The organism is Sphingomonas melonis, assembly GCF_013409985.1.
Classification (GTDB): domain Bacteria; phylum Pseudomonadota; class Alphaproteobacteria; order Sphingomonadales; family Sphingomonadaceae; genus Sphingomonas; species Sphingomonas melonis_A.
In genome coordinates this window covers 122,130-140,156 of the sequence record NZ_JACCBY010000001.1, presented here as the reverse complement: position 1 = coordinate 140,156, position 18,027 = coordinate 122,130, and the positions used below count along the sequence as shown (strand labels likewise).

Genomic DNA, 18,027 nt, shown 5'->3' with positions numbered 1-18,027 from the left:
CGAGCCGCGCTATCGCAGCCGTCATGGCAGTCGATCCCGCTTCTCCTCCACTCGTCGTCGGCATCGGCGGCACCATCGGCGGCGTGTCCTCGACCGAACGCGCGCTGCGCATCGCGCTCGATGCCGCCGAGCGCGAGGGCTTCCGCACGCGGATGTTCGGCGGCGCCGACATGGCGCGGCTGCCGCTCTACGATCCGCGCGCGACCAGCCGGACCGCCGACGAGGAGGCGTTCGTGGACGCGGTGCGACAGGCGTCGGCGGTCATCATCGCCAGTCCGGGCTATCACGGCAGCATCTCGGGCGTGGTCAAGAACGCGCTCGACCTGCTCGAGGAGACCGCCAAGGATGCGCGGCCGTACCTCGCCGACATGCCGGTCGGGCTGATCGCCACCGCTTATGGCTGGCAGGCGACGGGCTCGACGATCGCGGCATTGCGCTCGATCGTCCACGCGCTGCGCGGCTGGCCGACGCCGTTCGCCGCGGCGATCAACACGCAGGTGACCAAGTTCGATGACGAAGGCGGCGCGAACGATCCCGCGGTGGTCGAGCAGCTCGGGCTGATCGGCCGGCAGGTGGCGCGGTTCGCCCCGCTCGCGGCGGCCTGATCGCGGACGACATCACCGGGCTACATGGCACTCTGATCGAAACGATCCGGGTCCGTCGCCGCAGGCGCTATCGAATGCGTAGGGGGTTGGCGTATCCCGCGTCGGTGCAAGGCCTTGAGCCGGTGTCGCGCCATTCGGGCTCAGGCCGGCACCAGTTCGCCCGCCCCTGACTCGGCCAGCAGCCCCTGCCGCTTGGCGACGATCGCCGGGATCAGCGCCTGGCCGGCGACGTTGACCGCGGTGCGGCCCATGTCGAGGATCGGGTCGATCGCCAGCAACAGCCCGGCGCCCTCCAGCGGCAGGCCGAGCGTCGACAGCGTCAGCGTCAGCATGACCAGCGCGCCGGTCAGCCCCGCGGTCGCCGCCGAGCCGAGCACCGAGACCAGCACGATCAGCAGATAGTCGGCACCGTGCAGCGGGATATTGTAATATTGCGCGACGAACAAGGCCGCGACCGCGGGATAGACCGCGGCACAGCCGTCCATCTTGGTCGTCGCCGCGAACGGCACCGCGAAGGCGGCATAGCTGCGCGACACGCCGAGCCGCTCGACCACCTGTTCGGTGACCGGCAAGGTCGCGATCGACGAGCGCGAGACGAACCCCAGCTGGATCGCCGGCCAGGCGGTGGCGAAGAAGCGCTTCGGGCCCATGCCGTTGGCGAGCAGCAGCAGCGGATAGACGACGAACAGCACCAGCCCGAGGCCGATGTAGATGGCGATCGCGAAGGTGCCGAGCGCCGACAGCGACTGCCAGCCGTAGCGGACGATCGCGCTGCCGAGCAACGCGCCGGTGCCGATCGGGGTGAGGCGGACGACCCAGCGCAGGATGCGGCGGAAGATTGCCAGCGCCGAGGCGTTGAAGGCGAGGAACGGCGCGCCCGCCTCGCCGGTCCGCACCGCGGCGACGCCGATCGCGATCGCGACGACGATCAATTGCAGGACGTTGAACGACAGGCCGGTCTTGGCAGCGCCGTCGGCGAGCTTGGTCGAGGCTTCGAGGCCGAGGATATTGGCCGGCACCAGCCCGCGCAGGAAGTCGAGCCACGACCCCGCCGTATCGGGCCGCACCGCGGCGGCGGCGCTGATCCCGGCATGCGCACCCGGCTGGAGCACGGTGCCGAGCATCAGCCCGATCGACACCGCGATCAGCGCCGACAGCCCGAACCAGATGAAGGTGCCGCCCACCAGCCTCGCCGCATTGTTGAGATCGCGCAACGCCGCGATCGAGGCGACGATCGCGGTGAAGACGAGCGGAACGACCAGCGCCTTGAGCAGCTGCACGAAGATGTCGCCGACGATCTTCAGCCCGTCGGCAAGCCCGACGAGCCCATAGCTGCGCGCGACGAAGCCGAGCGCCAGGCCGATGGCCATGCCGATGAAGACCTGCACGCCGAAGGTCGGCCGGGTCACTGCGCGAGGTTCCTGATCATCGCGGCGATGTAGGACGTGGGCGGTGCGGGTGCGACGATAGAAATGGTGGATGCGGGTAAAGGTGGGGTGCGGTTTTGCGGCGCGCGGGGCTCCGGCTCTGTCCCCTCCGTCACGCCTTCTCCCCTTTACGGGCAGGGGCATGAGGTTCGATCGACGTCCTCATCAGCTTCGTCACCCCGGACTCGTTCCGGGGTCCACCCAGCCGCAAGGGAATGATGTCGAATCAAGCCCTTCTCCTCGCCGCAGAGTGGACCCCGGAACACGGGGTGACGGGGCGGGCTTGGAACTCGGCGCGCTCTCCCCCGACACGGTGGCGCGCCGAGGGCGTGACGGAGGGGGACAGGGCGGGAGCGATAGACATCAGCAGTCTCACCCTCTTACCCTGTCCGTTTCCGCCTCACCCGTATAAAGCCCCCGCGCATGACCCAGGCAACGGACATCGACCGCCGCTGGCTCACCGAGGCGGTGCGGCGGATCGAGGCGGATTACAATCGTTCGGCGGATACCCATCTGATCCGCCTCGAACTGCCGCGCTTTCCCGGCATCACCTTGTATCTGAAAGACGAAAGCTCGCATCCGACCGGCAGCCTCAAGCACCGGCTGGCGCGCTCGCTGTTCCTCTACGCGTTGTGCAACGCCTGGATCGGGCCGCGCACCACGGTGATCGAGGCGTCGTCGGGGTCGACCGCGGTGTCGGAGGCCTATTTGGCGCGGATGCTCGGCCTGCGCTTCATCGCGGTGGTGCCGGCGCAGACCGCGGCGCCCAAGCTCGACGCGATCCGCTTCTACGGCGGCGAGATCCATGCGGTGGACGATCCGCGTACCGTCTATGCCGCCGCGCAGCGGCTCGCGGCGGAGACCGGCGGTCATTACATGGACCAGTTCACCTATGCCGAGCGCGCGACCGACTGGCGCGGCAACAACAATATCGCCGAGAGCATCTTCGCGCAGATGGCGCAGGAGGAGCATCCGGTGCCGCGCTGGGTGGTGTGCGGCGCGGGGACCGGCGGCACCTCCGCCACGATCGGCCGCTTCATCCGCTACCAGCGGCACGCGACGCGCTTGTGCGTCGCCGATCCGCAGCATTCGGTCTTCCACCGCCATTTCGCCGATCCCGCTGTCACCGCCTTACCCGATGGCTGCGCGTCCCGCATCGAGGGGATCGGCCGGCCACGGCTGGAGCCGAGCTTCATCCCCTCGGTGATCGACCGGATGATCGCGGTCGAGGATGCCGCCAGCCTCGGCGCGATGCGCGCGCTGTCGGAGGTGCTCGGGCGATCGGTCGGCGGCTCGACCGGCACCAACCTGCACGCCTGCGCGCAGCTCGTCAGCGACATGGCGGCGGCGGGCGAGCGCGGCAGTATCGTCACGCTGCTCTGCGACGGCGGCGATCGCTACGCCTGCACCTATTATGACGACGCCTGGTGCGCGACGCATGGCGTCGCCTGGAACGAGGCCGCGGCGGCGATGCGCGGCTTCCTCGGCACAGGCTGACGGCGCGGCGGCAGGACCGGCGGCGCGAGCATCAGCCGCTGGCCGAGCCGGTCGTAGAAGCGGCAGACGTCGATGATCTCGGCGCGCCCCGGCGCCAGCCGCGCGCCGAGCGGGTAGCGGCGCAGCTCGTCACCCGCGGTGGCGCGCCAGCCGGCGGTCATCATGCTGCCGCCGGCGACGTCGGGACGGCGCACCAGCCCGTTGCAGTGGATCAGGCAGGCGCTCGACCGGCCGAGCGCGAGCAAGCGTGCCCGGTCGGCGCCGAGGGTGAGCGGGTGCACGCCATAATCGCGCAGCTTATTGGCGGTGTTGCGCTGGTCCTCGCGCACGACATGGCCCGCCGATGCGCCGAGCTCGTCGAGCAGGCCGTGGAGGAAGCGGTCGAGTTCGCGCAGGCAGTTGGCGACGAAACGTGCACGGGTGCGCGCCTGCGGCCCCTGCGGCCAGCCATCGGTGATCACCGGACGTTCGGCGAGCGCGGCGAGGAAGGTCGCGCCGCGGGTCAGGGTATCGTGCGCCGCCGCTGCCCCCCGCAGCGGCGTGACGCGGGCGTGGCTCACGCCTCGCTGTGGACCGGATCGTCGGATGCGGCGAGCGCGCTGGCGGCGCGGGTGGCGGCGGCACGCTGGTCGCGCATCGCCTCGGTCCGCTCGGCGCGGGCGGCCATCGCTTCCCAAGAGCGCGCGGCGCGTTCGCAGCGATCGCGGACGTTGTCGAGATTGGCCTCGGACGCGTTGCTGCGCTCCTGATCGGCCTGCTTGCGGAAGAATGTGGCGTCGCTGGACATCGGGCACCTCGTCAGCGGAAGAAGAGAGGCAGGGAAGGGCGAAACGCCCCGGAATCCGGCGCGGTACGTCGATATGCGACTATATGAACATCATAGATGGGCGCTTACCCGTCGATAAGCAAGCGCGGTGCCGAAATGGAACAGTCCTGCCCCATGCCGATCGGGGCGGGAAGGTGCGGCGGGCCGGATCACGCCGGCCCGCCGCGGACACTCAGCGCAGGCGGCGGCGCGTGGCAGCCGTCGCGCCGAATCCGGCGGCACCGGCACCGACCAGCAGCGCGAGCACGAGGATGAAGGATGTTCCCGCCGCAGCACCGGCGGCGGTATCGGCCGCCGACTTGGCGGTGGCGACCGCATCGTTCTTCGTCTTGACGAAATCGGCCTTGGCGCGCGTCACCTGGGCCTGCGCCGCGGGGCGGCTGATCTTGCGCTGGGCGGCGACGATGTCGACGACCCGGGCTTCGGCCTGCGCGCCCTCGCTGCCGCCGCGCGCCATCGCGGGCAGTTGCTTTGCAATCTCCTTCTGCGCCTGTTCGGGGGTCATCTGCGCAGGATCACTGGGGGCATCGGACAGATAGGCGGCGGCCTCCTGGCGCACGTCGCTCGCGTCGACGCCGGCGATCTGTGCGGCGCGCGGCGCGGCGGCCCCGACGCCCGAGCCGGCGGCGCCGGCGACCGCGCCGACGGTGCGGAAGGCGCCGCCGATGATGCCGCCGACCGCCGAGGTCAGCAGGTACAGCGTCAGGATCAGCGTGACGCCCCAGACGACCAGGCCATGGACCAGCGCGTCGAAGCGATCTGTGGCGCCGCCGACGCGTGCCGCGGCATAGCCGCCGGCGCCGAGCGCGACGATCGTGGTGATGAGCCAATACAGTCCGGCGCCGATGCCGAAGCCGGCAGCGCCCGGGGTCGTGCCCTCGACCGGATCGACCATCGTTAGCCCGATGCCGGTGCCAAGGATGCCGAGCACCAGCTGGATCGCCACCGCGATCACCACGCCGGCAAAGATCGCCCCCCAGGACAACCGCTTGGTGCCGCGCAGGATCGCGCCCTCTGCTGCCGGCATCGCACCGGTCGTCGTTATCGTCGCCATAATCACTCCTGTTGAACGTCTGTCGTTAGCGGTCTTCGGGCGCGGGCCCGGACGTGCCGGCCTGTCCCGCATCCCGTTCTGCGCGCCCCTTGCGCACCTCGGCATCGTCGCCGAGCAACTTGCCGATCGCCTCGCGTGCGGCACCCTTGGCGGCGCGGCTCGTCCGGTCGGCAGGTATCCTGTCGGTCATGCGCCACCCCGCGCCGTGGTGCGGCCGATCGCGCGGAGCGCGAGCGCGCCGTCGTCGAACCCGCGCGCCCGCGCCCAGGCGGCGGCGGCGGTGCGGCGGTTGACGCCGATCTTGGCGTAGATCCGCGCGACATGGTTGCGCACCGTATTGCCCGAGACGTCCAGCGTCCGCGCGATGCTCTTGTCGTCGAGTCCGCGGCAGATCAGCGCCAGCACCTCGCGCTCGCGCGCGGTCAGCGCCTCAAGCCCCGGGCCGTCCGTGTCGGGCTGCGGCGCGCGCAGCCGCGCGAGCTTGTCCATGATCGAGCGGCTGAACCAGCTCGTGTCCTTCATCACCGCCTCGATCGCCTCGACCAGTTCGAGTTCGGTCGCCTTGCGGCGGGTGATGTCCTGAAACGCCCAGAGCAGGCAGGTCGCCGAGCCGATGGTGATCGTCTCGGTCGAGACGACGCAGTCGATCGCGCCGCCGTCATGCACCGCGATCCGCGCCTCGTGGTTGCGCAGGTCGCCGCCGTCCTCGATCGCCGCCTCGACATCGCCGCGGATCGCGTCGTCCGCCCACAGGCCGAGTTCGGCAAGCGAGCGGCCGACGATCGCGTCGGCGGTATAGCCGGTGAGCGCGGTAAAACTGGCGTTGACCTCGCACAGCACATGGCCGTCGCGGGCACCGATCGCCATCGGCACGGGCGCCAGCTGGAAGGTGCGGGTGAACCGCTCCTCGCTGTGGCGTAGCGCCGATTCCGCCTGCCGCCGCGGTTCGAGGTCGGCGAAGGTGAACAGCATGCAGGGCTGTTCGTCGAGGTCGATCGGCTGGCCGGCGACGATGACCAGCCGGGTGCCGCCGCCGGGCAGTAGCAGATCGGCCTCCATCTGCGGGATCGTGCGCCCCTCGGCGAGCCGCTGCTTGGCGAGCTCGCGACTGGTCGCGTCGTGCAGCACGTCGATGTCGTAGACGGTCTTGCCGAGCACCGCGTCGCGGGCATGGCCGGTCATCTCCAGAAAGCCCTGGTTGACCTTGACGAAGCGCAGGTCGGCGAGGCGGCAGATCACCGCCGGTGCCGGATTGGCGTTGAACGACTGTTCGAACCGGTCCTCCGCCTCGAACCGGGCGGTGACGTCCTGCAGGATGAGCACGACGCAGGTCGGCGCATCCTCGTCGGCGTCGTTGAGCACCAGGCTGCGCACCTGATGCACCCAGCGCGGTGCGTCCTCGCCGGCGACGGTCACCTCGACCACCACTTCCGAAAAGGAGTCGCCGGCGACGACGCGTTCGATGGGGTAATCGCTCGCGGCGAGCCGATGGTTGTTGCGATAGCGCAGCTGGAAGCGGGCGCGATAGGCGTCGACCGTCGCACCCAGTTGATCGAGCCGCTCGACACCGTGCATGGCAAGCGCGGCATCGTTTGCCCAGAGCAGGCTCTGGTCGGGATCGATCAGGATCACGCCTTCGTCCAGACCGGCGATGATCTGGCGCAGGTGGCGCAGATCATTGGTCTCGCGCAGGCTCTTCGGCGATATCGGCACCGATGCCGCTTGGCGATCAGCCGCGCTGGCCATGGATCAGCCCGGCAAGTGCACAGCCACCCGCGGCGGCGACGACCTGATGGACGCCGCCGTCGGCCTGGCAATCGCAACGGTCGCGCGCGTCGCCTGAGGCCTTCGCCATCTTGCCGCCGGCATAGCGGACGCCGCCATACCATTCGTGGGTGTTCATTCGGCTCTCCAGGACACGTGGCGGAAGCGGTGGACGGCCGACCACGATCCGGCGCGGGGAGGGCGTCGGTTCGGCCGGACCAAGGACGGCGGGTTGAAGCATCACGCGAGCGGCCATGGTGCGGCCGTTCTGGACCTACAAACCTACGTTAATCCAGTTGGTTCCTGGTAGCTTTGGGGGGGTGCCGCTAATCGTCTTGTACCAGCCCCGTTATGGGCCAAGCGCCAGTCGCCGCGAGCGTTGCGCCAGCAACACAGCAGCAACATATTTTGCGGCGCAACATAAACGCGCGAAAATTGTCATAAGTCCGAAACGAACCAACCCCACGGCGACCGCATGTTTCGTCACGAAACGGGGGATTCCGTCATGTCATTCGCCAACGCCGCCGTCGCGGCGCGGCTGCTCGCCGCAACCGCCTTCTGCTCGACCCTGATCGCCACGCCGGCCCTGGCGGCCGAGGACCCCAAGAGCGTCGCCGCTGCCGACAAGACGCCGGAGGCGGCGCCCGACCAGCTCGACGACATCGTCGTCACCGCCGAGAAGCGGCCGCAGAACGCGCAGAAGACGCCGATCTCGATCAGCGTGATGAGCGGCGACGACCTCGCCAACCGGCATGTCGTGTCGCTCGTCGATCTCGGCGACGGATCGATCCCGTCGCTCAAGGTCGCGCCCTTCTATTCGCGCAATTCGGCGCTGATCGTGAACATCCGCGGCGTCGGGGTGCTGAGCGACAGCAACCAGCCCGCGCGCGACCAGGGCGTCGGCGTCTATATCGACGGCGTCTATCTCGGCCGTGCACAGGGGCTTGGCACCGCATTGTTCGACATCGAGAATGTCGAGGTGCTCAAGGGCCCGCAGGGCACGCTGTTCGGCCGCAACACCGAAGGCGGTGCGGTCAATATCGTCACCAAGAAACCGAGCGGTGAATTCCACGTCAACACGATCGCGGGCATCGGCAATTACGGTGCCTACAAGGCCGAGACGCATATCGACCTGCCGGCGATCGAGAATCTCGCGATCAAGATCGATGCGGTCGCCAGCCACCGCGGGCCCCTCGTCCGCAACCCGCTGTCGGGCGCCGACGGTTTCAACGCCTATGACAAGCGCGGCCTGCATTACGAACTGCTGTGGAAGCCGAGCGCGGATTTCAGCGCCGACTATTCGTTCGACACCTCCTACGACGCCTCGACCCCGCTGTACCTGCAGTTGCTCGCGCCGGGCACCTACAAGCAGGCGCCGCTCGGCACCGTGCAGTCGACGCGTGCCCGCGACGCCAATGTCGGCGTGCCCCAGCAACCCAGCGTCGGCAAGGTCCGTGGCAACCAGCTGACGCTCGCCTATCACCCGGCGTCGACGCTGACGGTCAAGTCGATCAGCGCCTATCGCGCGATGACGCAGACCCAGTATGACAATGGCTCGGCGGCCAATACGCTGTCGGCGGCGACCACGACCTTCTCCAGCAAGGGGTTCCAGGACAAGCCCGTTCCGCTGCTCTTCGGCCGCTACAGCCTCGCCGATTTCCGGCAGAACCAGTTCAGCCAGGAAGTGCAGCTGATCGGCGACGTGCCGGAGGTGCAGTTCGTCGCCGGCGCGCTCTATTATCAGGAGCACGTCGAGGACAATGCCCGCGCCTTCTATACCGACCAGTGCACCGACTTCACCTGCACCGCCTATACCATCCTGCCGCCGAACTTCCGCACCGATGTGCCGAATTACACAGCCCTGCCGCTCGACTACACGTCTCAGCGAATCGACCGTGCCAGCTATGTGAAGACCACCAGCATCGGCGCGTTCGGGCAGGCGACGTGGACGCCGGCGGCGCTGGACGATCGCGTCCACCTGACGGGGGGCTTGCGCTGGAGCCGGGACTCCAAGCAGGGCAGGCTGATGACGGTCAGCGGCAAGCTGCCGGTCGACCGCAACGGCGTGTCGCGCGAACTGCCGCTCGATGCGAATTGGTCGCGCGTCGACCCGATGGTCAATCTGGCGGTCGATGCCACGCCCGACGTGCATTTCTACGGCAAATGGAGCACCGGCTATAAGTCCGGCGGCGCCAATTCGCGCTCGCAGGAATATGACGCGTTCAATCCCGAAACGGTGTCTGTGTTCGAGGTCGGCGCCAAGACCGAATTCTTCGATCGCCACGCGCGCTTCAACATCGCGGCCTATGCCGGCACCTATAAGAACATCCAGGTCGACTTCCAGCGTCCTTATATCGATGGCAAGAACGGTGCGACGACGCGTACGACGATCTCTACGGTCAACGCGCCCGGCACCGGCGGCATCCATGGCCTGGAAGCCGAACTGACGGTGATGCCGACGCGCGGACTGACGCTGCACGGGTCCTATGCGCATACCTATGTCCACATCCCGGCGGCGGTGAATCCCTATCCCAATTCCAACGGCGATCTGAACCCGTTGGCGGTGCCGATCTACCCGAGCTACACGCCGAAGGATTCGGCCAGCGCCGCGGCCGATTTCGAGGTGCCGCTGACCGGCGTCACCTTCCGCGCGCATATCGACGGCAATTACGACTCGGGCTTCTACCAGGATTCGAAGGATCCAGTGTACGTTGGGCCCAACGATCCGCGGAACGTCTACCAGCCAAAGGGTGATGCCGCGTTCATCGTCAACGGCTCGCTCGCGCTGGCCGATATCGCGGTGGGACAGGGCGATGCGAAGCTGACGCTGTCGGTCTGGGCGCGCAACCTGTTCGACGAGCAGCACGTCTTCTACAAGACGCTGAGCGTGACCACCGGGCTCGCCGGCTTCTTCAACGAGCCGCGCACCCTTGGCGGCCAGGTGCAGGTGAAGTTCTGATGCGCGCTGTCAGAGCGGCAAGCCTCGCGCTGCTCGCCGTCGCGCCCGGCGCTGCGGTCGTCGCCCAGTCGCCGCGGTCCGCGATCGCGGCGGCGGCGGCGGCGGCGCACGAGCGGCTGCTGCCGTTGCAGGGCGGCCGCAACTTCCGCGACCTCGGCGGCTATGCCACCGAAGACGGGCGGCATGTGCGATGGGGGATGCTGTACCGCTCCGGTTCGATGCACGACCTGACGCCGGCCGATTACGCTGCCTTGCAGCGGCGCGGCATCCGCGTCGTCTGCGATCTGCGCGACACGCGCGAACGCAGCGCCGAGCCGGTGCACTGGCCCGCGACCGGCGCGCCGCAGATGCTGAGCGACGATTATGCGCTCGACACGCGGGACTTCCTGCCCGCCACGCCGATGAAGGACTGGACCGCGGAGGCGGCGCGGGCGGCGATGACCGCGAGCTATCCCAAGATGCTCGTCCAGTTCCGCGGCCAGTATCGCCGCATGTTCGCCGAATTGCTTGCCGGTCATGCGCCGCTGGCGTTCAACTGTTCGGCGGGCAAGGATCGCACCGGCGTCGCCGCCGCGCTGCTGCTCACCGCGCTGGGTGTGCCGCGCCAGACGGTGATCGACGATTATCTGCTGACCAACCGCTATCTCGACCCCGCCAAGCTGTTCGCCAGCCCGGCGCAGGCCGACAGTCCGTGGGCGCACCTGCCGCCGGGGGTGATGGCGGCGCTGGCGGCCGCCGACCGGCGCTATATCGAGGCGGCGCTGGCCGTCCTCGACCGGCATCCCGATGGCGCAACCGGCTGGTTGCGTGACGAGATGGGGTTGTCGGCGGCGGATATCACCCGCCTGCGCGCGCTCTATCTGAGCTGAACCCGAGGGGGGCGCACGCCCCCCTCACGCCAGGGAGCACTCCGTACGCACCGGTCGGCGAACGGCACGCAGCAGCACCAGCGCTGCCGCCGCCATCGCCGCGCCGGCCAGCGATACCGCGGGCAGGCCAAGGTGTGCACCGATCACGCCGCCGCCGAGCGCCGCGCCGATCGCATTGCCGAGGTTGAACGCGCCGATGTTCATCGCCGAGGCGAGGTTGGGCGCCTCCGCGGCGGCGGCCATGACGCGCATCTGCAACGGCGGCACGATCGCGAAGCTCGCCACGCCCCAGACGAGGATGGCGAGCGCCGCCGCCACCGGCCAGCGCATCAGGACCGCGAAGGCGACGAGGGTCAGCGTGAGCACGACGAGCATGATGGTCAGCGCGCGGTCGGCGGAGCGGTCGGCGAGCCGGCCGCCGAGCGTGTTGCCGATCGTCGCGCCGACGCCGAACAGCATCAGCATGAGGGTGATCGCGCCGGTGCCGAGATGCGTCTCGTCGCGCAGGATCGGTGCGATATAGGTGAAGACGGTGAACACGCCGCCGAAGCCGATCGTGGTCAATGCCAGTGCGAGCAACACCGGTCCGCGCACCAGCACGCGCAGTTCGGCGCGCATGTCCGCCAGTCCGCCGGTGGGCAGCGCCGGCAGCGCGAGCCGCAGCGCCAGCATCACCGCCGCGCCGACCGCGGCGATCCCCGCGAAGGCGGCACGCCAGCCGAGCATCTCGCCCGCCCAGGTGGCGAGCGGCACGCCGCCGATCGTCGCGATCGTCAGCCCCGAGAACATCGCGGCGACCGCGCCGGCGCGCCGGTCGGGCGGCACCAGGCTCGCCGCAACCACCGATCCGACGCCGAAGAAGGCGCCATGGTTGAACGAGGTGACGATGCGGGCGGCCATCAGCATCGCATAGCCGTCGGCCAGCGCCGACAAGGCGTTGCCGAGCGTGAAGATCCCCATCAGTCCGATCAGCAGCGTCCGGCGGTCGATCCGGCCGGTGGTCAGCGTCATCAGCGGCGCGCCGATCAGCACGCCCATCGCATAGGCACTGACCAGCAGGCCGGCGGCGGGGATCGACACGCCGAGGTCGTCGGCGATCATCGGCAGCATGCCCATCGGCGCGAACTCGGTCACGCCAATGCCGAATGCGCCCAGCGCGAGCGCGAGCAGGGAAGGGTGGAGTTTCATGATCGTGTCCCGATTCAGACGAGCGGCGGGTTGAGGCGGGCGAAGCCTTCCTGCTGGCGGTAGGGGGTGTGCGGATAGGGCGGCATGACATCGCTCGCCGCGTCGAGTGCGGCGATCTGCGCCGGGGTCAGCGCCCAGCCGACCGCGCCGAGATTGTCACGCAGCTGCGCCTCGTTCCGCGCACCGATGATGACCGAAGACACGGTCGGGCGTTGCAGCAGCCAGTTGATCGCGATCTGCGGCACGGTCCGGCCGGTCTCCGCCGCGATGGCCTCGAGCGCGTCGACGACGCGATAGAGATGCTCGGTCTCGACCGGCGGCGCGAACTGTTCGGTCTCGTGCAGGCGGCTGCCGGCGGGGATCGGCCGGTCGCGACCGATCCTGCCGGTCAGCCTGCCCCAGCCGAGCGGACTCCACGCGAGCGCGCCGATCCCCTGGTCGCGGCCGAGCGGCATCAGATCGGCCTCATAGGCGCGGCCGATCAGCGAATAATAGACCTGATGCGCGACCAGCCGCGGCCAGCCATGGCGGTCGGCGAGCGCCTGCGCCTTCATCAGCTGCCAGCCGGGATAGTTGGAGACGCCGGCATAGCGGATCTTGCCCGCGGCGATCAGCGTGTCGAGCGTCGCCATCAGCTCCTCGACCGGCGTCGACGCGTCATAGGCGTGGAGCTGAAGCAGATCGATGCGATCGGTGTCGAGCCGACGCAGCGCATCCTCGACCGCGCGGATCAGCCGCGCGCGCGACACGCCCCAATCCTGCGGCCCGTCGCCCATCGGCAGCCCGGTCTTGGTCGAAACCAGGACCGCGTCGCGCCGCCCCTTGATCGCCGCGCCCAGCACCTCCTCCGACGCGCCATGCGAATAGACGTCGGCGGTGTCGAACAGGGTGACGCCCGCTTCCAGGCAGATGTCGACCAGCCGCCGCGCCTCTGCGACGTCGCTCTGGCCCCAGGCGGAGAACAGCGGGCCGCTGCCGCCGAAGGTGCCGGTGCCGAACGACAGCGCCGGCACGCGCAGGCCCGACGATCCCAATTGCCGATACTCCATCATCCATCCTTTTGCAGTACGATCGTGACCGGCTAGATGGACGCGTCGGCGGCAGGGTAGAACCGCCGCGACGGGCGAAGGATCTGTGCAGTGGATGCAAAGATAACGGGTGGCAGCGACCGGGCACGCGCGCTCGCCCTGTTCGCCACGGTGATCGAAGGCGGCAGCTTTTCGGCGGCGGCGCGGCTGCTCGACCTGACGCCGTCGGCGGTGGCGCGGGCGATCGACCGGATCGAGGCGCGGCTCGGCGTCAGGCTGTTGCTACGCTCGACACGTGGCCTGACGCTGACCGCGGAGGGGCAGAGCTATCTGCTCGCGGCGCGGCGCATCCTCGCCGATCTCGACGATGCCGAACAGCAGATCGCCGATCAGGGGGCGCCGCGCGGCCGGCTGCGCGTCACCGCGGCGCTGGCGCATGGTCGGCTGTGTATCGTGCCGCTGCTCGGCGATTTCGCCCGCGCCTATCCCAACATCCTCATCGACATCGCGCTGACGGACACGTTGGTCGATATCGCGGGCGGGCAGGCGGATGTCGCAATCCGCTTCGGCCCCCTTGCCGACAGCGCGCTCACCGCGCGTAAGCTGGGCGAGAGCGGGCGGGTGATCGTCGCATCGCCCGACTATCTCGCGCGCCACGGCACGCCGCGGGTGCCGGAGGATCTGCACGCGCACAATTGCCTCAACTTCAACTTCCGCCGCGCCGAGCCGATCTGGCCGTTCCGGCGGGACGGGCGCGATTTCACCTTGTGCGTCGAGGGCGGCATCGTCGCGAACAACGGCGAGACGCTGGGGCAGCTCGCCGCGGCCGGGGTCGGCGTGACCCGCGTCGGCCGGTTCAGCGTCGCCGCCGAGATCGCCGAGGGCCGGCTGGTGGCGCTGCTCGAAGACTATAATCCCGGCGATGTCGAGCTGATCCATGCGGTGTTCGTCGGCGGCGCGCATCTGCCCGCACGGGTCCGCGTGTTCGTCGACTTCCTCGCCGATCGGCTGGCGCGCGCCGGCTAGGCGGGATCGACAGTGGGTTCGGTTCCTCGCCCTTGGCGGGATCGACATTCAAGCTTTGGAGATAACGCCTGCCCCGGCAGGGCAAGGCTATCGTGTGGACGTTCGCTTGAGTCCGCCGCCTCCCAATCCCACCCCGTCACCCCGGACGTGTTCCGGGGTCCACTCTGCGGCGAGGGGAAAGGCTTGATGGGACACCGTTCTCCTGTGGCCCGGTGGGCCCCGGAACGGGTCCGGGGTGACGGGTACCAGAAGGATGCCGATTGAACCTCATCACCGGAGCTATAGGCGATAGCCCTCCCCCGGCGGGAGAGGAAATGGCCTGAATGTCGATCCGGCCTGATACTGCGGCGCCGCGAAGCCGTGACGGGGGCGATGTAAGCAAAATCTTGACTGGCGTGTCCTCTCCTCCGTCATGTCTTCGGCTTGCCACCTCCCTCCGGCGGGGGAGGAATTGATGTCGATCCCGGCTCGCGGTGTCGGTCGATGCGCGGCGGGTAAGTGGATGATATATTTATATCAAATGTGATGCCAATCCGTGCATCGCGGCGCGTTTTGTGCGTTGATGCGGCATGGACGATTCCGCAACGATCCTTGACCTGCAACAGCGCCTGGCGCGTGCCGAGGCGGCGCTGGCCGACAGCGAAGCCCGGTTCGCCGCCACGCTGGACAGCGTACCGGTGGGCGTCGCAATGATCGATACCGCCGGCCGGATCGTCGTCTCCAACGCGCAATATCAGCGGTTCTGCCCCACGGGCGCGATCCCCTCGACCGATGCCGAACGCCGCTGGCGGTGGCGCGGCTGGGGCAGCGACGGGCTGCCGCTCGATCCCGGCGACTTCCCCGGCGCCCGTGCGGCCCGCGGCGAGAGCGTCATTCCCGGTCAGGAGCTGCTTTACACCAGCGACTCCGGCGAGGAGATCTGGGTGCGCGTGGCGACCATGCCGCTGCGCGATGCGGCCGGCCGGATCACCGGTCAGGCAAGTGTGGTCAGCGACATCGACACGCTGAAGCGCACGTCCAATTCGCTGCGCGATGCCGAGCAGCGGCAAAGCTTCCTGCTCCACCTCAGCGATACGATCCAGCTGATCGACGATGCCGATGGCATTCGCGACCGGGTGACCGGAATGGTCGCATGCCGCCTCGCCGCTGCCCGCTGCATCTGGGTCGACGCGGACGATATGCAGGGCACCGCGGCGGGGACGGCGATCACCGCGGCGGATGCGGTCGCGCTCGCCAAGGGCCGGACGATCGTGGCGAGCGCGCCTGCCGAGGGCCCGTCGCGGATCATCGTGCCGGTGCTGCGCCGCGGCCAGTGGGTCGCGAGCCTGCACGTCGAGCATGACCGCGCCCGCACGTGGCTGCCCGCCGAGATCGCCTTGGTGCAGGACGTCGCCGAGCGTGCCTGGGTGGCGATCGATCATGCCCGCACCGCCGCCAGCTTCCGGGCGCGCGATGCCGAGTTCCGCGAGGTGCAGGCGCGGGCGCAGCAGCTGATCGACGGCGTCGCCACGACGATCTGGGAGGCGCCACGCGACGGGACGATCGTCGCCGACAGCGCGAGCTGGCGCGCCTATACCGGCCAGAGCTACGAGGAATATCGCGGGTTCGGCTGGCTCGACGCGCTGCATCCCGACGATCGCGCGGGGACGATGCAGGCGTGGCAGGAGGCGCTGCGGCGTATCGAGCCGATCGACATCGAATATCGGCTGCGCACCCGCGACGGCGCGTATCGCTGGATGAGCGCGCGCGCGATCCCGCTGCTCGACGACGGCGGCGCCGTCCAGAAGTGGCTCGGCATGAACATCGACATCGACGTGCGCAAGCAGCTGGAAGAGGCGGTGCTCGCCAACGAGCGCCGGGTGCGCGCGCTGGTCGAGGGCGTGCCGCAATTGCTGTGGCGCGCGCTGCTCGACGGCGACTGGTTCTGGGCGAGCCCGCAATGGTCGGCATTCACCGGCCACAAGGAGCGGGACAGCCACGGCCGCGGCTGGCTCGACTTCGTCCACCCCGATGACGTCGCCGCGGTGACCAACGCCTGGGCGCTGGCGCAGGAGAGCGGCGGCTTCGACGTCGAGCATCGCCAGCGCCATCGGGACGGCTCCTACCGCTGGTTCAGCACCCGCGCACTGCCGGTCCGCGACGTGCACGGGCGGATCGCCGAATGGCTCGGCACCTCCAACGACATCGACGCGCTGCGCCAGGCGCAGGAGCGGCAGGCGGTGATGGTCGCCGAATTGCAGCATCGCACCCGCAACATCATCGCCATCGTCCAGTCGCTCGCCGAGAAGACGCTCGACGGCGCGACCACGCTGGACGCGTTCGAGCAGCGCTTCAACGACCGGCTGGCCGCGCTCGCCCGCGTCCAGGGGCTGCTGGCGCATGCCACCGCGGGCCAGCGGGTGACGTTCGGCGATCTGCTCGATTCGGAACTGTCCGCGCACGGCGCGGTCCACGGCGGCGCCGATTCGCTGATCCTCGACGGCCCGCACGACGTGCCGCTGCGCTCGGGCGCGGTGCAGAGCCTGGCGCTCGCCTTGCACGAGCTCGCCACCAACGCCGCCAAATATGGCGCGCTCAGGGGGCGCGGCGGCAAGCTCAGCGTCGTGTGGGACGTGGCGCGCGATGCGGACGGGGTGCGGTGGCTGACCGTCGACTGGCGCGAGAGCGGCGTCGCCTTGCCGCCGGTGGAGGCGCGGACGCGGCCCGGCGGCTATGGCCGGCAGCTGATCGAGCGTGCCTTGCCCTATCAATTGGGCGCGAAAACAAGCTATGCCTTTACCGATGACGGCGTGCGCTGCCGCATCGCCGTGGCGATGGTATCGGACCGGGCGCGTGGGGAGTTTGGATGATGGCTGACGCTGTGTTGCAGAACCGCCGGGTCCTGATCGTCGAGGACGAATATCTGGTCGCCGATGCGATGGAGCGCAAGCTGCGCCGTGCCGGCGCGGTGGTGCTCGGCCCGGTGCCGTCGGTCGCGCAGGCGCTGCACCTGCTCGAACAGGAGGCGGATATCGACGGCGCGGTGCTCGACATCAACCTCGGCGACCAGAAGGTCTATCCGGTGGTCGATCTGCTGCTCGCGCGCGGCACGCCCTGCGTCTTTGCGACCGGCAACGACCGCGCCGACGTGCCGCAGGCCTATGCGCACCTCACCCGTTGCGAGAAGCCGATCGATTCCGCCTGCCTCGTATCGGCGCTCGCCGGCGGTGGGCGCGCTGCGTGCGCGACGGACGGCCCGGCCTCGCCGCTGGCCGCGCTGGCGCGCATCCGCCATCAGCTGCTCGACCATATCGAGCGCGCCTCCGCGCTCGGCTATACGCTGGTGGCGGCGAAATTGTGCGAGGCGCTCGATGCGATCGACGTGGACCTGGAGGCCTGAGCCGATGGCGTGGCAGGATGCGGACGATGCGCCGGCGGCGGGCCGCGGCGACCGCCTGAGCGAGGCGGCACGTGCGATCCTGGTTAACCGGCGCTCGCGGCTCGATCTGCTGCCCGCCGAATTGTTCGGCGAATGGCCGTGGGAGGTGCTGCTCACGCTGTTCGTCGCCGATGCCGAGGGGCAGCGGCTGACCGGGCGCGGGATCGCTGCCGAACTCGCCTGCCCGCCGCTGACGATGACGCGCTGGCTGCAGCATCTTGCGCGGACCGGGCTGGTCGTCGGCGATACGGCCCGCGATCTCGACACGCCGCTGACGCTGTCGCTCTCGGCGATCACCGCGCTCGAATCCTATCTCGCCACCAGCTTGCAGACCGCGCACCTGCTGCTGGTGTGACGCTGCCGCCC

The 18,027-nt window shown here is 69.3% G+C and carries 17 protein-coding genes; 8 read left to right on the top strand and 9 right to left on the bottom strand.

The window, feature by feature from the left end:
* Positions 1-23 precede the first annotated feature (23 nt).
* On the top strand, positions 24-605 hold the full coding sequence (locus HD841_RS00710) for an NADPH-dependent FMN reductase (RefSeq protein WP_179506982.1): 582 nt from the start codon (positions 24-26) through the stop codon (positions 603-605).
* A gap of 140 nt (positions 606-745) precedes the next feature.
* Here HD841_RS00710 and HD841_RS00705 read toward each other — a convergent pair whose 3' ends face one another.
* Positions 746-2,014: a dicarboxylate/amino acid:cation symporter gene (locus tag HD841_RS00705; protein WP_179506981.1), complete on the bottom strand. Its 1,269-nt coding sequence runs from the start codon at positions 2,012-2,014 to the stop codon at positions 746-748.
* 441 nt (positions 2,015-2,455) lie between these two features.
* Here HD841_RS00705 and HD841_RS00700 point away from each other — a divergent pair, with 441 nt between their 5' ends.
* Complete coding sequence (locus HD841_RS00700; protein WP_179506980.1) at positions 2,456-3,529, top strand: PLP-dependent cysteine synthase family protein; 1,074 nt, start codon at positions 2,456-2,458, stop codon at positions 3,527-3,529.
* Here the strand turns inward: HD841_RS00700 and HD841_RS00695 are convergent.
* From HD841_RS00695 to HD841_RS00670, 6 genes are all read right to left on the bottom strand, one after another.
* The gene (locus HD841_RS00695; RefSeq protein WP_179506979.1) at positions 3,445-4,089 is read right to left on the bottom strand and encodes a hypothetical protein; all 645 of its coding nucleotides are present in this window, start codon (positions 4,087-4,089) and stop codon (positions 3,445-3,447) included. The two genes, HD841_RS00700 and HD841_RS00695, sit on opposite strands and share 85 nt — an antisense overlap.
* Positions 4,086-4,316: a hypothetical protein gene (locus HD841_RS00690; RefSeq protein ID WP_179506978.1), complete on the bottom strand. Its 231-nt coding sequence runs from the start codon at positions 4,314-4,316 to the stop codon at positions 4,086-4,088. The genes HD841_RS00695 and HD841_RS00690 overlap by 4 nt, the downstream gene beginning before the upstream one ends.
* 211 nt (positions 4,317-4,527) lie before the next feature.
* Positions 4,528-5,409, bottom strand: coding sequence for a hypothetical protein (locus tag HD841_RS00685; protein ID WP_179506977.1), 882 nt, complete (start codon positions 5,407-5,409; stop codon positions 4,528-4,530).
* Positions 5,410-5,434: 25 nt separating this feature from the next.
* Positions 5,435-5,599 (bottom strand): hypothetical protein, encoded by a 165-nt coding sequence (locus tag HD841_RS00680; RefSeq protein WP_179506976.1) that lies wholly within the window; start codon positions 5,597-5,599, stop codon positions 5,435-5,437.
* On the bottom strand, positions 5,596-7,122 hold the full coding sequence (locus HD841_RS00675) for a PAS domain S-box protein (protein WP_373562906.1): 1,527 nt from the start codon (positions 7,120-7,122) through the stop codon (positions 5,596-5,598). The genes HD841_RS00680 and HD841_RS00675 overlap by 4 nt, the downstream gene beginning before the upstream one ends.
* Before the next feature lie 16 nt (positions 7,123-7,138).
* Positions 7,139-7,312, bottom strand: coding sequence for a hypothetical protein (locus HD841_RS00670; RefSeq protein ID WP_179506974.1), 174 nt, complete (start codon positions 7,310-7,312; stop codon positions 7,139-7,141).
* Between the two features lie 366 nt (positions 7,313-7,678).
* On the opposite strand from HD841_RS00670, the gene HD841_RS00665 reads away from it, so the two are divergent.
* Together HD841_RS00665 and HD841_RS00660 are read left to right on the top strand one after the other, a co-directional pair.
* On the top strand, positions 7,679-10,132 hold the full coding sequence (locus tag HD841_RS00665; RefSeq protein WP_179506973.1) for a TonB-dependent receptor: 2,454 nt from the start codon (positions 7,679-7,681) through the stop codon (positions 10,130-10,132).
* Complete coding sequence (locus HD841_RS00660; RefSeq protein WP_179506972.1) at positions 10,132-11,001, top strand: tyrosine-protein phosphatase; 870 nt, start codon at positions 10,132-10,134, stop codon at positions 10,999-11,001. The genes HD841_RS00665 and HD841_RS00660 overlap by 1 nt, the downstream gene beginning before the upstream one ends.
* A gap of 24 nt (positions 11,002-11,025) precedes the next feature.
* Here the strand turns inward: HD841_RS00660 and HD841_RS00655 are convergent, their stop codons facing one another.
* On the bottom strand, positions 11,026-12,189 hold the full coding sequence (locus HD841_RS00655) for an MFS transporter (protein ID WP_179506971.1): 1,164 nt from the start codon (positions 12,187-12,189) through the stop codon (positions 11,026-11,028).
* A gap of 14 nt (positions 12,190-12,203) precedes the next feature.
* On the bottom strand, positions 12,204-13,238 hold the full coding sequence (locus HD841_RS00650; protein WP_179508035.1) for an aldo/keto reductase: 1,035 nt from the start codon (positions 13,236-13,238) through the stop codon (positions 12,204-12,206).
* 90 nt (positions 13,239-13,328) lie between these two features.
* On the opposite strand from HD841_RS00650, the gene HD841_RS00645 reads away from it, so the two are divergent.
* From HD841_RS00645 to HD841_RS00630, 4 genes are all read left to right on the top strand, one after another.
* Positions 13,329-14,243 carry a LysR family transcriptional regulator gene (locus tag HD841_RS00645; RefSeq protein ID WP_179506970.1) on the top strand — a complete coding sequence of 305 codons (915 nt, stop codon included), beginning with the start codon at positions 13,329-13,331 and terminating at the stop codon, positions 14,241-14,243.
* Between the two features lie 569 nt (positions 14,244-14,812).
* Positions 14,813-17,092 carry a PAS domain-containing protein gene (locus tag HD841_RS00640; protein WP_179506969.1) on the top strand — a complete coding sequence of 760 codons (2,280 nt, stop codon included), beginning with the start codon at positions 14,813-14,815 and terminating at the stop codon, positions 17,090-17,092.
* Positions 17,089-17,622, top strand: coding sequence for a response regulator (locus HD841_RS20560; protein ID WP_218845339.1), 534 nt, complete (start codon positions 17,089-17,091; stop codon positions 17,620-17,622). Before HD841_RS00640 ends, HD841_RS20560 begins: the two co-directional genes overlap by 4 nt.
* A gap of 4 nt (positions 17,623-17,626) precedes the next feature.
* Entirely contained in the window at positions 17,627-18,016 is a 390-nt protein-coding gene (locus tag HD841_RS00630) for a hypothetical protein (RefSeq protein WP_179506968.1), read from the top strand.
* Positions 18,017-18,027: the final 11 nt, after the last annotated feature.